We start from the raw sequence: 13,238 nt of genomic DNA, 5'->3' as shown, positions 1-13,238 counted from the left end.
CATGTCGAGCGAGCTTCGCACCCGCGCGATCGTCGGCGTCGTGCTCATCCTTGTAGCGTTGGCAGCCCTGTTTTCGGGCGGTTTCCTGTTCTGGATGCTGCTGTCCGTGGCGGGCGTGCTGATGCAGGGGGAATGGGGCGACCTGACCGGAGCCACGCCGGAGAACCGCAAGCTGGCGATGTTCGCCGTCTCGGTGCCGCTGGCGATCCTTTGCCCCGTGGCGGCCGGCGTGTCCTGGCTTGCCTTCACGCTGATGGCGGCGGCCTTCTTCTTCGTCGCGCTGGTTGGTCGGTCGATCAGGCTGGCGCTGGGCGTTCCCTATATCGTCGTGCCGGTGATGGCGCTGCTGTTCCTGCGCGAACAGGCGCCCAATCTTCAGGGGCTGCTGCTGACTCTGTGGGCGCTGGGCCTTGTCTGGGCGACGGACATCGGCGCTTATTTCGCCGGCCGGTCGATCGGCGGGCCGAAGCTGGCGCCGCGCGTCAGCCCGTCCAAGACCTGGGCGGGCCTGGGCGGCGGCGTGCTGGCGGCGCTGACGGTGGGTTTCCTGCTCCATCGGTTCGCCGACCTGCCGGTTCAGCTCGCGGCGGCGAGCGGCCTGCTGGCGGTGGCGGCGCAATTGGGCGATCTGCTGGAAAGCTGGATGAAGCGCCGGGCAGGCGTCAAGGACAGCGGGACGCTGCTGCCCGGCCATGGCGGCGTGATGGACCGGCTGGACGGCGTGGTCGCCGCCGCGCCGCTGGCCGCGATCTGCTATATGATCCTGGTGCAACTGCCATGAGGAAGGTGTCGATCTTCGGCGCGACCGGATCGGTCGGCATGTCCACGCTGGACCTGATCCAGCGCGATCCGGACAGTTATCAGGTCGTCGCCCTGACCGCGCACAGCGATGTGGCGGGCCTGGCCGCCGCAGCCCGGCAGAGCAATGCCGCCGTCGCGGTGATCGGGGACGAGGCGCATTATGAAGCGTTGAAGGACGCGCTGCGCGGTTCCGGGACGGAGGCGGCGGCGGGCGAAGGCGCGCTGGTCGACGCGGCGGGCGCCGGCGCCGACTGGAGCATGGCCGCCATCGTCGGTTGCGCCGGGCTGCGCCCGACCATGGCGGCGTTGAAGGCGGGCGGCACGGTGGCGCTGGCCAACAAGGAATCGCTGGTGTCGGCGGGCGCGCTGATGATGGACGCCGTCGGCGCATCGGGCGCGACGCTGCTGCCGGTCGACAGCGAGCATAACGCCATATTCCAATGCCTTGCGGGCAGCCGCTTGGAGGATGTGGCAAGGATCACGCTGACGGCCAGCGGCGGCCCCTTCCGCACCCGCAGCCGGGAGGAGATGCGCGGCATCACGCCCGCGCAGGCTGTCGCCCATCCCAACTGGTCGATGGGCGCGAAGATCAGCGTCGATAGCGCGACGATGATGAACAAGGGGCTGGAACTGATCGAGGCGGCGCACCTCTTCCCGGTCGGGCTGGACCGGATCGAGATACTCGTCCATCCGCAATCCGTCATCCATTCCATGGTCGAATATCGCGACCGATCCACGCTGGCGCAGCTCGGTTCGCCCGACATGCGCATTCCCATCGCCCATGCGCTGGCCTGGCCGGACCGGATCGCCACGCCCTGCCAGCCGCTGGACCTCGCCCGGATCGGCCGCCTGGACTTCGAGGCGCCGGATGAGGGCCGCTTTCCCGCGCTGCGGCTGACCCGGCAGGCGGCGGAGGCGGGGGGCGCCGCGCCGGCCATATTGAACGCGGCCAATGAGGTCGCCGTCGCCGCCTTCCTGAAAGGGGCCATAGGCTTCCTTGATATCGCCATGATTGTGGAGGATGTCCTGAACCGCTATAGCGCGCCTGTGCCCCGCCGGATCGACGATGTGCTGGAAGCGGATGCGCAGGCGCGTAATATGGCTGCACAAGTGATGGAAAGATTGACCGCTTGATCCAGAATCCGGGTTTCCTGTTGACCGTAGTCGCATTCGTGGCGGTCATCGGACCGCTCGTCTTCGTGCATGAGCTGGGCCATTATCTGGTGGGCCGCTGGTGCGGCGTGAAGGCGGAAGCCTTTTCCATCGGATTCGGCCCGGAAATCGCCGCATGGACCGACAGGCGCGGCACGCGCTGGCGCCTGGGGGCGCTGCCGCTGGGCGGCTATGTGCGGTTCAAGGGCGACATGAACGCGGCGAGCCAGGCCGATCCGCGCTGGCTGGAAATGCCCGCCGCCGAACGGGCCGAGAGCTTCCCGGCCAAGCCCTTGTGGCAGCGGGCGGCAATCGTCGCGGCTGGCCCCGCGATCAATTTCCTCTTCGCCATCCTGATCCTGGCCGCCTTCGCCTTCGTCCATGGCGAGAGCCGCACGCCCGCGGTCGCCGGGCAGGTGCAGCCGGGCAGCGCCGCCGCCGCTGCGGGGATCGTCGCCGGGGACCGCATCGTCTCGCTCAACGGCCGGGAAATGGCGACCTTCGACGATATCCGCCTGTTCGCGCAGATCCGCCCCGGCGAACCCGTCACCATCCTGATCGACCGGCAGGGCAGGCTGTTCGAAAAACAGGGCAGGGTCGGCGCGGTCGAGGAAGATGACGGCTTCGGCAACAAATTCCGCATCGGCCGTCTCGGCATCGCGCCGGGCGAGCCGGTGATAGAGCCGGTTAGCCTGATCCGCGCCCCCGTCGTCGCCATCGAACGCACCGGCCAGATCATCCGCACCATGGTGGAGACGCTGGGCCAGATCGTCGGCGGCGGCCGGTCGGTCAAGGAACTGGGCGGGCCGCTCAAGATCGCGGAGGTTTCGGGTCAGGCGGCGACTCTGGGGGTGGAGAGCTTCGTCTTCTTCATGGCGCTCATCTCGATTAACTTGGGGTTCATCAACCTCTTGCCAATCCCCATGCTGGATGGCGGCCATCTGCTGTTCTACGGGGTGGAGGCGATACAGCGGCGGCCGGTCAGCCCGCAGGTGCAGGAATGGGCCTATCGGTCGGGACTGGCGGTCCTGCTGGCGATGATGGTGCTGGTAACGTTCAACGATTTATCCTCTTTCGGTCTCTGGGATCGTCTGTCCGGCTTGATCGGCTGAGCCGTATCGGGCAGGAGGACGCGATTTCACGCCTTTTTTCCCGACGTGAACGATATGTTGCTTTTTTGTAGAAGGTGGAGCGGGTGACAGCGATGATGAGCAGCAACAGGCAGCGCCCGGTCGTCGTGGCCCTGTTGGCGACCACGATGATCGCGGGCATGTCTGCCGTGCCTGCGATGGCGCAAAATGCCCCGCCGGCTGCCGCGCCCGCGCCTGTTCCCGCCGTCGCGCCCGCGGGCACGATCCGCGCCATCTCCGTCACCGGCCAGCAGCGGCTGGAACCGGACACGGTGCTGTCCTACACCAAGCTGCGGATCGGCCAGTCCTTCACCCAGGAATCGCTCGACCAGGCGCTGCGCGACCTTTACGAGACGGAACTGTTCGCCGACGTCCAGATCCGCAACGACAATGGCGCGCTGACCGTCGAGGTGAAGGAAAACCCGGTCATCAACCGCATCGTCCTTGAAGGTAACAAGCGCCTCAAGGAAGACAAGATACGTCCTGAAATAAAACTGGCTCCGCGCCAGATCTATACCCGGTCGAAGGTGCGCGCCGACGTCGCCCGCATCATCGAACTCTATCGCCGCCAGGGCCGCTTCGCCGCCACGGTCGAACCGAAGATGGTGCAGCTCGACCAGAACCGCGTCGACATCGTCTTCGAAATCTCCGAAGGGCCGAAATCCAAGGTCCGCCAGATCAACATCATCGGCAATGAGAAGTTCAAGGACGGCGAGCTGCGCAGCCAGATGGTGACGAAGCAGTCGCGCTGGTTCCGCATCTTCTCCTCCGGCACCAGCTACGATCCCGACCGGCTGGCCTATGACCAGCAGAAGCTGCGCCAATTCTACCTGACCGAAGGCTATGCCGATTTCCGCGTGATCTCCGCCGTGGCGGAACTGACGCCGGACAAGCAGGACTTCATCATCACCTATGTGGTGGAGGAAGGGCAGCGCTACAAATTCGGCGACGTGAAGGTCAACAGCGACATTCGCGACCTGTCCGGCGATTCGCTGACCAGGATGCTGCCGATGAAGAAGGGCGACTGGTACAACGCCAAGCAGGTCGAGGATACGGTCGACACGCTGAGCGAGACGGCGGGCCTGTTCGGCTATGCCTTCGCGGACGTCCAGCCGGACTTCCAGCGCGACAAGGACACGCTGACGATGGGGATCGATTTCCGCATCGCCAACGCGCCCCGCGTCTATGTCGAGCGGGTCGACATCAACGGCAACACGCTGACCCAGGACAAGGTCGTGCGCCGCGAATTCCGCCTGGCGGAGGGCGACGCCTTCAACAGCTTCCTCGTCAAGCGGTCGAAGGACCGCATCAATTCGCTCGGCTTCTTCCAGGAAAAGCTGGACATCGAGCAGAAGCCCGGCTCCGCGCCCGACCGCATCGTCCTGGAAACCAATGTGCAGGAAAAATCGACCGGCGAACTGTCGCTGTCCGCCGGTTTCTCCTCGCTGGAGCGCTTCATCGTCTCGGCGTCGATCACCCAGCGCAACTTCCGCGGCAAGGGGCAGGAACTGCGCACCAGCGTCAACTATTCGGCTTATTCCAAGTCGGTGGAAGTGGGCTTCACCGAGCCTTATTTCATGGACAGGAACATCGCGCTGGGCGGCGACATCTACCGCCGCGACCTCAACAGCTTCCGTTATCTGAACAATAACGACCGCGACACCACCTATGAGCAGACGACGACCGGCTTCCAGCTTCGCGCTGGCGTGCCGATCACCGAATATATGTCGCTGGCGCTGCGCTACACGCTGAACCTGGACGATGTTACGCTCGACAAGGACAGTTACTACTCCGATCCCGACGGCGCGGGTCCGCTGGGGCTTCAGTGCGATCCGCTGCTCGCCGGCCGCTATCTTTGCGACGCCATCGGCAAGCGGACGACGTCGTCCCTGGGCTATTCGCTGATCTACGATACCCGCGACAACCGCATTCGCCCAACGCGGGGCCATAATGTGGTTCTGAGCCAGGACTTCGCTGGTCTGGGCGGCAGCGTCAAATATGTGCGCACGCGGTTGAACGGCTCCAAATATTGGCCGGTCGGCGGCGGGTTCATCTTCTCCGTCTCGGCGGAGGGCGGCTATATCCACAGCCTTGAGGGCGACCGTCGCGACGCTTCGAACGAACTGGTCGACAAGGTTCGCCTGACCGACCGATTCTTCCTGGGCAATCCGCAGATTCGCGGTTTCGATATTCGCGGCATCGGGCCTCGCGTGAAGCGCTATTACCTGCAGTCGCAAACCAACCCGGACGGCAGCATCACCTATGTTCGGGGCGAGGGGAACAATAATGTTTCCGACGACGCGCTGGGCGGCAAGGCCTATTATCTGGCGCGGGCGGAAATGGAAATTCCGCTGGGATCGGGCGCTCGCGAAATGGGCCTGCGCCCGTCGATCTTCGCCGACGTCGGCGCGGTCGCGGGATTGCGCAATCCCCGCACGACGGATTCGAACGGCATCTGCGCCGACAACACGACCGGCTCGCGCAGCGAAGCGGGTACTCCGGGCACATGCGGAACCGGCCAGACCCTCCTGATCGGGCCGTTCGAGGAAGAATATCTGGGCGATACGCTGAAACCGCGCGTCGCCGTGGGCTTCGGCGTCAACTGGAACTCGCCCTTCGGGCCGTTCCGCATCGACATCGCCAAGGCCCTGCTCAAGGAACCAGGGGACGACACTCAGCTAATCAGCTTCAACGTAGGGACTCAATTCTGATGAAGACCATTTTCAAGGCCGCCGCGCTGGTTCTGGCGCCGATGACCGCCATGGCGCTGACCAGCGTCCCGGCCGCCGCCCAGTCGAAGACCGGCATCGCCGTCGTCGACCTGCAACGCGCCGTCGCCACCAGCTCGGCCTATTCGACCGCGCGCACGCAGATCCAGACCACCTACAAGGCGCAGATCGACGGCTTCACCGCGCGCAAGAACGCCATCGACGCCGACCTCAAGGCCAAGGGCACGGCCCTGGAAGCCGCGATGAAGGCCGCCGGCGGCAAGCCGACCCCGGCGATCCAGACGCAATATGAGGCCTATCAGAAGGCCGGTCAGGACGGCCAGGCCGAATTGCAGCGCCTGGGCCAGCCGATCGCGCTCGCCAACGCCTATGTCGAGGAGCAGATTTCGGCCAAGCTGTCGGACGCGCTGAAATCCGCCATGACCAAGGCCAAGGTCGACCTGATCCTGTCGCCCGACGCGACCGTGTCCTATCAGCCGACCGTCGACATCACCCAATCGGTGGTGGCCGAACTCAACGCGCTGGTGCCCAGCGTCGGCATTACGCCGCCGGCCGGTTGGCAGCCGGGCCGTCAGGGCCAGGGCGCTGCCGCCCCTGCCGCTGCGCCCGCCAATCCGTCGCAGCAGCCGGCCTCGCGCTGATCGCCGGATGACGGATCAGGTTGACCATGCCGCCGCCGTCGGCCCCATCGATATTCGTGGGGTGATGGCGGCGCTGCCGCACCGTTATCCGATGCTGCTCGTCGACCGCGTGATTTCGCTCGTGCCGAACAGCACGATCCACGCGGTCAAGGCGGTTTCGATCAACGAGGGTTTCTTCCAGGGGCATTTCCCCGGCCGGCCGATCATGCCCGGCGTGCTGATCGTGGAAGCGATGGCCCAGGCCGCCGGCGTGCTGACGGTCGAGACGATGGACCTGCGCGGTTCGGGCAAGCTCGTCTATTTCATGAGCATCGATGGGGCGAAGTTCCGCAACCCGGTGGAGCCGGGCTGCCTGCTCGACCTGCATGTCGACTTGGTCCAGATTCGCGGCCGCGTCTGCAAGTTCACGGGCAAGGCGATGGTGGAGGGCAAGCTCTGCGCCGAGGCCAGCTTCGTCGCGATGATCGCCGACCCGCCGGTGGATTGAGACGCCGCGGCGCTCGGAATATCCCGTCATTCCCGCGCAGGCGGGAAGACGGATCGATGTGGTCGGGAAAGGCCGCTCCACCCCTTGCTTTTGCGCGCATTCCCATGTAACGGCGCGCCTTCGCTAGTTTTACGCATCCATGGCCGGTCGGAAACCGGCCCATAGACGGAGCAGACCCATGAAGGCCGATACGCATCCCGATTACCACTTCATCACCGTCCAGATGACCGACGGCACGACCTTCCGCACCCGCTCCACCTGGGGCAAGGAAGGCGACACGCTGGCGCTCGACATCGACCCCAAGTCGCACCCGGCCTGGACCGGCGGCACCCGCCAGCTTGAGCAGGGCGGCCAGGTAGCGCGCTTCAACAAGCGCTTCGGCGGCCTGACGCTGAAGAAGTAATCGGCTTTCCAAAGGCAGGACAGAAAAGGGCGCCTCTAGGGGCGCCCTTTTTGTTTGTGTGGGGGAGTGGGTTTTGGTCAGTTCCTGTCATCAGTTTTCCGTCACCCCGGGCTTGACCCGGGGTCCCGCTGCCTTTTCCAGGCGTGCACCCGAAAGAAAGCGGGACCCCGGATCAAGTCCGGGGTGACGAATAGGGGGAGTGACGGCTAACCGCCCATCAGCCATCCCAGGCATCAAGCCGCCGCCTGCTCCTCGTCCAGAAATGCGGCGACATCGTCCAGCACGACATCCTTCGACAGGAAGGTCCGCCCGATTCCACGCGCCAGCAGGAAGGGCAGGGTGCCCGCCGCCATCTTCTTGTCGTGCAGCATGTGCGCGACCAGCGCTGCGCCGTCCGCCTTCACATGCGCGCCGGCAAGGTCGTGCGGCAGGCCGACGGCCTTCAGATGCGTCGTCACCCGCTCCGCATCCTCCGCCGGGCACAGGCCGAGCCGCGCCGAATAGCGGAAGGCAAGAGCCATGCCCGCTGCGACGCCTTCGCCATGGAGCAGAAGGTCGGAAAAGCCGGTGTCGGCCTCCAGCGCATGGCCGAAAGTATGGCCAAGGTTCAGCAAGGCCCGCCTTCCGGAGGTTTCCCGCTCGTCATCGGCGACAATCGCCGCCTTGGCGGCCACGCTGCGCTCGATGGCATATTCGCGTGCCTGGGCGTCGCCGGCCAGCAGGTCATGCCCCTTCGCCTCGCACCAGGCGAAGAAATCCGGGTCATCGATCAACCCATATTTCACCACCTCGGCATAGCCCGCCCGCGTCTCTCGCGCCGGCAGCGTGTCGAGCGTCGAGGGGTCGATCAGCACCAGCGACGGCTGGTAGAAGCTGCCGACCAGATTCTTGCCCGCCTTGCTATTGATCGCGGTCTTGCCCCCGACCGAACTGTCCACCTGCGCCAGCAGGGTCGTCGGCACCTGGATGAAATGGCAGCCGCGCTTCAGGATCGAGGCGGCGAAGCCCACCAGGTCGCCGATCACGCCGCCGCCCAGCGCCACCACATGGTCGCCGCGCTCGATCTCCAGCGCCAGCAGCGCGTCGAGCAGTTCCTCCAGGTGGCGCCAGCTCTTGGTCTGCTCGCCAGGCGGCAGGATCACCGGCTCCACCGCCACGCCCGCGCCGCGCAGGCTGGCCTCCAGCCGGGGAAGCTGCGCGGCGGCGACATGCCGGTCGGTCACGACCACCAGCCGTCCTTTTCGCGCATGGGGCGCCAGATGGGAACCCGCCCGGTCCAGCACGCCCTGTTCGATCACGATGTCGTAACTGCGCGAATCCAGCGCGACGCGGACTATGGCCATTGGGAAAGCTGCTCCATGATGCTGTCGACCGCGACGTCATGCGGCGCGGCAGCGCTTTTCACGTGAATGGGGCAGAGCGCGTAGACCGGGTTGCGGATCGCCGCCAGTTCGGTCAGCACGGCGCGCGGATCCTTGCCCTTCAGCAGCGGTCGCCCCTCGCGGCGCGACACCCGGTCGACTAGCGTGTCGATGTCGGCGTTCAGCCAGATCGCCAGCGCATGATCCAGGATCAGCGCCCGCGTCTCCTCCTGCATGAAGGCGCCGCCGCCGGTGGCGATGACCTTGGGCTCGCCGTCCATCAGCCGGGCGATCACGCGCCGTTCGCCGTCGCGGAAATAGGCCTCGCCATAGCGCTCGAACATCTCGCTGATCGTCATGCCCGCGGCTTTTTCGATCTCCTCGTCCGCATCGACGAAATCCACGTCCAGCCGCGCCGCCAGCCGCCGTCCAACGGTCGATTTGCCCACGCCCATCATGCCCACCAGGACGATGGGGCCGCGCTTCGCTCGCGCATCGGCGGATTTGCTGTTTCGCTGCATGGCGAGCGGGGCTATACATCCCCGCGCCGACAAGGCAAATCGCAACTTTCCTTATGCCCAGCCCGGCCAGAACAGGACTCATGAAGCGCAATCGTTCCTACAGCAGCTTTGAAGGCAGCTCGCGCCGCCGCAAGGCATCCCTGCCGATCCTTCCCATCGTCGCGGTTGCCGTGCTGGTCGCGATCCTCGCCCTGCTCTGGTCGCGCGGCGGCGAAAAGCCGCAGGCCCGCGTGGAAAAGGTCATTCCCGCCGAAAAGCTGGGCCAGTAAAGGGCATGCAGCAGCGGCGGGTGAATGCGAAAGGGGCGCTGGGCACGCTCGCGCTCGCGCTGGCGCTGCCGGTGGTCGCGCAGGAGACGCCCGAATCGCTCCTGCCGCCCGGCTTCGGCGATGCGCCCGAAGCGCCGCAACCCGGCGCGCAGCCGCCGCGTCCCGCCCCTGGCACGCCTGCGCCGCCCGTCGGCCCCGCGCCCGCGACGCCGATCCTGCCGCCCAGCTTCGCCGTCACGGAAGAAGCGGGGGACAATGCAGCGGAAGCGATGAGCGAGGAGGAACTCGCCGCCGAAAAGCAGAAATATGACCTGCCCGAAAATGCGCGCCGCTCGCTCGACCGCATAGGGCCGCTGACGCCGGAGCGGCAGGGCATGGCGCCCAACGCCTTCGGCGCGCAATCGGGCCGGTTCCTCGCCACCCTGATGAAGGAGACGCGGGCGCCGATCACCTCGCGCTGGGCGTCGATCCTGCTGCGCCGGGCGCTGCTGTCCGCGACCGATACGCCCCGCGACATCGACGGCGCCGACTGGGTCGCCGAACGCGCCTGGCTGCTGCTGCGCATGGGGGAGGCGGACAGCGCCCGCCTGCTGGTGCAGAGCGTCGATTCCGACCGTTTTACTCCGCGCCTCTACGCCATCGCCATGCAGACCTATCTGGCGACGGCCGATCCGGCGGGCCTGTGTCCGCTGTCTGCGGGCGCGCTGCGGTTCAGCAAGGAGCCGGGCTGGGACATGACGCGGGCCATCTGCCCGGCGCTTTCGGGGGATCAGGGTTTGGCCAGCGGCGCGCTCAACCAGGCGCAGCGGCGCGGCGTGGTGCGCGGCATCGACTATCGCCTGGCGGAAAAGGTGGTCGGCACCGGCTTCAACGCCCGCCGCTCGGTCAAGATCGAGTGGGACGCGGTCGACCGGCTGACCGCCTGGCGCTTCGGCCTGGCGACAGCGCTCAATGTCGAGATTCCGGACGATCTCTATGCCACGGTCGGTCCGCATGTCCGCGCCTGGGAAGCGCGCGCACCTGCCCTGTCGGCGGTTCGTCGCCTGCCGGGCGCCGAAGTGGCGGCTCGGCTCGGCGTCTTTTCCTCAAGGGCGCTGGTCGGTTTCTACGGCCAGTTGCAGTCCGACGGCGACCTGCCCGCCAATGCGGCCGACCGGGTGGATGCGCTGCGCACCGCCTATGCGGGGACGGGGACGGACGAGCGGCTCCAGGCTATGCGGACGCTCTGGCAGAATGAGGCGCGGCCGGATTTCGTCGGCTTGATCGCGACGGCGCGGGCTGCGGCGGCTCTGCCGGTTTCGCAGCTCAGCGCGCGCGATGCGGCCAATCTGGTCGCGGCCATGTTCACCGCAGGTTATGACCGCAGCGCGGCGCAATGGTCGCGCCTTGCGGCGCAGGCGGATGGGGACGGCGCGGCGGACCTTTGGGCCTTGCTGGCGGTCGGCGCGCCCAGCCCTGTCGTGGAGATCGGTTCGGGCCGGGTCTCCTCCTTCGCCAGGGATGCCGACCCGCGCAAGACGCAGATGCTGATCGCCGCGCTGGCGGGCCTTTCCCGCATCGATGCGCAGGACGGCGCGTCGCTGGCGCAGGATCATGGCTTCAACCTGGGGGCCGCCAGCCGCTGGTCCCGCGCCATCGACGCGGCGGCGGGCCGGGGCGAGAAGGGCAGCGTGGCGCTGCTGGCGGCGGTCGGCATGCAGACCGCCCACTGGAACCGCCTGCCCGCCTTCCACCTCTATCATATCGTCGCGGCGCTGCATCGCGTCGGCCTCGATCCGGAGGCGCGGATGATCGCGGCGGAGGCGATGACGCGGCTCTGATGGGCGACGACGCCGCCCTTATCGACCGTTTTCTGGAGATGATGGCGGCCGAACGGGGCGCGTCCCGCAACACGCTGCTGGCCTATCGCGCTGACCTGACCGGCGCGGGGGAGATTGTCGGCGGCCTCTCCAGCGCGACCAGGGACCGCCTGGCCGAGCTGACGACGGCCTGGGCGGAACTGGCCGCATCCTCGGTGGCGCGCAAATCCTCCGCCCTGCGCGCCTTCTACGCCTTTCTGGAGGAGGAGGGGCTGCGGGCCGACAATCCCTCGTCCGCCCTGCCGCGCCCGGTGACGCGCCGCTCCCTGCCCAAGATCCTCTCCACTCAGGAGGTCGATTCGCTGTTCGCGCTGATCGCGGGCAAGCTGGCCGTCGAACATCCCGCGCCGCTCGACCTGCGGCTGTCGGCGCTGATCGAGCTGCTCTACGGATCGGGACTGCGCGCGACGGAACTGGTGTCGCTGCCGCGCCGGGCGCTGGCGTCCGACCGGCCCTTCCTGATCCTGAAGGGGAAGGGCGCCCGCGAACGGCTGGTGCCGATTTCGGACCGCGCCCGCGCCGCCGTGGCCGCCTGGCTGCACCATGTGCCCGCCGACAGCCTTTGGCTCTTCCCCTCCGGCAAGAGCCATGTCAGCCGCATCCGCCTCTACCAGATGGTGAAGGCGCTGGCCGCTGCTGCCGGGATCGCGCCCGAACGGGTCAGTCCCCATGTGCTGCGCCACGCCTTCGCCACCCATTTGCTGGAGGGCGGGGCGGACCTGCGCGCCCTGCAATCGATGCTGGGCCATGCGGATATCGGCACCACGCAAATCTACACCCATGTCGACAGCCGCCGCCTGGTCGAACTGGTCAACAGCCGCCATCCGCTGGCCGGCATGACGCATCGCCGCGTTGACGGCGACGTTTCTCCGCCCTAACGCCATGCCCCATGGTTAGTTTTCTCGAATTCGAAAAGCCCATCGCGGAACTGGAAGCCCGCATCATCGAACTGCGCGCCACCGCCAATGCGGGCGACATCGACATCAGCGGCGAGATCGACAAGCTGGAGCAGCGCGCCTCAAAAATGCTGGTCGACACCTATGCGAAACTGTCCCCCTGGCAGAAGACGCAGGTCGCCCGCCATCCCGACCGCCCGCATTTCAAGGATTATGTCGCGGGCATGTTCGACAATTTCATGCCGCTGGCCGGCGACCGCGCCTTTGCCGACGATCAGGCGATCATCGGTGGTTTCGCCACTCTGGACGAACGGCGCCTGGTCGTGATCGGCCATGAAAAGGGCGACGATACCGCCAGCCGCGTCCGCCACAATTTCGGCATGGCCAAGCCCGAGGGCTATCGCAAGGCGATCCGCCTGATGCAGTTGGCCGACCGTTTCGGCCTGCCGGTGGTGACGCTGGTGGATACGTCGGGCGCCTTCCCCGGCGTGCAGGCGGAGGAGCGCGGACAGGCGGAGGCGATCGCCCGCTCCACCGAACAATGCCTGGCGCTGGGCGTGCCGATGGTGGCGGCCGTGGTGGGCGAGGGCGGCTCCGGCGGCGCGGTGGCGCTGGCGGCGGCCAATCGCGTGCTGATGTTCGAACATGCGGTCTATTCAGTGATCTCGCCCGAAGGCTGCGCGTCGATCCTCTGGCGCACGGCGGAAAAGGCCAGCGACGCGGCGACCGCGATGCAGGTGACGGCGCAGCATCTGAAATCTCTCGGCGTCATCGACCGCATCGTGCCGGAGCCGGTCGGCGGCGCCCATCGCGAGCCGGTGCAAGCAATCGCCAATCTGGGCGCGGCGATCGGGGAGGAACTGGATTCGCTGGCGGGCCTCAGCGCCGATGCGCTGCGGACCGATCGCGCCGACAAGTTCCTGGCCATCGGCGTCTGACCGCGCCATCCTCTGTTTCGGGGAACATCCGCCTGCTATTGCTCGTTACGC

13 protein-coding genes are annotated in these 13,238 nt (G+C 66.9%); 11 read left to right on the top strand and 2 right to left on the bottom strand.

Features of this window, described 5'->3' with window-relative positions:
• Position 1: 1 nt before the first annotated feature.
• The 7 genes from Sj15T_RS08525 (at position 2) to rpmE (ending at position 7,343) form a co-directional block, all read left to right on the top strand.
• On the top strand, positions 2 to 781 hold the full coding sequence (locus tag Sj15T_RS08525) for a phosphatidate cytidylyltransferase (protein WP_041386480.1): 780 nt from the start codon (positions 2 to 4) through the stop codon (positions 779 to 781).
• Positions 778 to 1,935 carry a 1-deoxy-D-xylulose-5-phosphate reductoisomerase gene (locus Sj15T_RS08520; protein ID WP_013040628.1) on the top strand — a complete coding sequence of 386 codons (1,158 nt, stop codon included), beginning with the start codon at positions 778 to 780 and terminating at the stop codon, positions 1,933 to 1,935. The genes Sj15T_RS08525 and Sj15T_RS08520 overlap by 4 nt, the downstream gene beginning before the upstream one ends.
• Positions 1,932 to 3,065: an RIP metalloprotease RseP gene (rseP, locus tag Sj15T_RS08515; protein ID WP_013040627.1), complete on the top strand. Its 1,134-nt coding sequence runs from the start codon at positions 1,932 to 1,934 to the stop codon at positions 3,063 to 3,065. Before Sj15T_RS08520 ends, rseP begins: the two co-directional genes overlap by 4 nt.
• Before the next feature lie 92 nt (positions 3,066 to 3,157).
• Positions 3,158 to 5,794: an outer membrane protein assembly factor BamA gene (gene bamA, locus Sj15T_RS08510; RefSeq protein ID WP_007687045.1), complete on the top strand. Its 2,637-nt coding sequence runs from the start codon at positions 3,158 to 3,160 to the stop codon at positions 5,792 to 5,794.
• A complete protein-coding gene (locus Sj15T_RS08505; RefSeq protein ID WP_007687044.1) occupies positions 5,794 to 6,453 on the top strand; it encodes an OmpH family outer membrane protein in 660 nt (219 codons plus the stop codon). Before bamA ends, Sj15T_RS08505 begins: the two co-directional genes overlap by 1 nt.
• Positions 6,454 to 6,460: 7 nt before the next feature.
• Positions 6,461 to 6,940 carry a 3-hydroxyacyl-ACP dehydratase FabZ gene (fabZ, locus tag Sj15T_RS08500; RefSeq protein WP_013040626.1) on the top strand — a complete coding sequence of 160 codons (480 nt, stop codon included), beginning with the start codon at positions 6,461 to 6,463 and terminating at the stop codon, positions 6,938 to 6,940.
• Positions 6,941 to 7,118: 178 nt separating this feature from the next.
• On the top strand, positions 7,119 to 7,343 hold the full coding sequence (gene rpmE / locus Sj15T_RS08495) for a 50S ribosomal protein L31 (protein WP_007687040.1): 225 nt from the start codon (positions 7,119 to 7,121) through the stop codon (positions 7,341 to 7,343).
• Between the two features lie 233 nt (positions 7,344 to 7,576).
• Here the strand turns inward: rpmE and aroB are convergent, their stop codons facing one another.
• Both aroB and Sj15T_RS08485 read right to left on the bottom strand, forming a co-directional pair.
• Positions 7,577 to 8,686, bottom strand: a complete 1,110-nt coding sequence (aroB, locus tag Sj15T_RS08490) for a 3-dehydroquinate synthase (RefSeq protein ID WP_013040625.1) — start codon at positions 8,684 to 8,686, stop codon at positions 7,577 to 7,579.
• The gene (locus Sj15T_RS08485; protein WP_007687035.1) at positions 8,677 to 9,225 is read right to left on the bottom strand and encodes a shikimate kinase; all 549 of its coding nucleotides are present in this window, start codon (positions 9,223 to 9,225) and stop codon (positions 8,677 to 8,679) included. The genes aroB and Sj15T_RS08485 overlap by 10 nt, the downstream gene beginning before the upstream one ends.
• A gap of 80 nt (positions 9,226 to 9,305) precedes the next feature.
• On the opposite strand from Sj15T_RS08485, the gene Sj15T_RS08480 reads away from it, so the two are divergent.
• Genes Sj15T_RS08480 through Sj15T_RS08465 form a run of 4 tightly spaced genes read left to right on the top strand, consistent with a single transcriptional unit; the run spans position 9,306 to position 13,187 of the window.
• Positions 9,306 to 9,494, top strand: a complete 189-nt coding sequence (locus tag Sj15T_RS08480) for a hypothetical protein (RefSeq protein WP_013040624.1) — start codon at positions 9,306 to 9,308, stop codon at positions 9,492 to 9,494.
• Between the two features lie 5 nt (positions 9,495 to 9,499).
• Positions 9,500 to 11,314 carry a hypothetical protein gene (locus Sj15T_RS08475; protein WP_013040623.1) on the top strand — a complete coding sequence of 605 codons (1,815 nt, stop codon included), beginning with the start codon at positions 9,500 to 9,502 and terminating at the stop codon, positions 11,312 to 11,314.
• The gene (locus tag Sj15T_RS08470; protein ID WP_013040622.1) at positions 11,314 to 12,231 is read left to right on the top strand and encodes a tyrosine recombinase; all 918 of its coding nucleotides are present in this window, start codon (positions 11,314 to 11,316) and stop codon (positions 12,229 to 12,231) included. Before Sj15T_RS08475 ends, Sj15T_RS08470 begins: the two co-directional genes overlap by 1 nt.
• 11 nt (positions 12,232 to 12,242) lie before the next feature.
• Positions 12,243 to 13,187: an acetyl-CoA carboxylase carboxyltransferase subunit alpha gene (locus Sj15T_RS08465; protein ID WP_013040621.1), complete on the top strand. Its 945-nt coding sequence runs from the start codon at positions 12,243 to 12,245 to the stop codon at positions 13,185 to 13,187.
• The last annotated feature ends 51 nt before the right edge of the window (positions 13,188 to 13,238 follow it).

The sequence above is a fragment of the Sphingobium sp. TA15 genome, from assembly GCF_037101235.1.
GTDB classification, from domain to species: Bacteria; Pseudomonadota; Alphaproteobacteria; order Sphingomonadales; family Sphingomonadaceae; genus Sphingobium; species Sphingobium indicum.
Note: the sequence above shows the minus strand (reverse complement) of the source record. Positions and strands in the feature narration are given on the sequence as shown.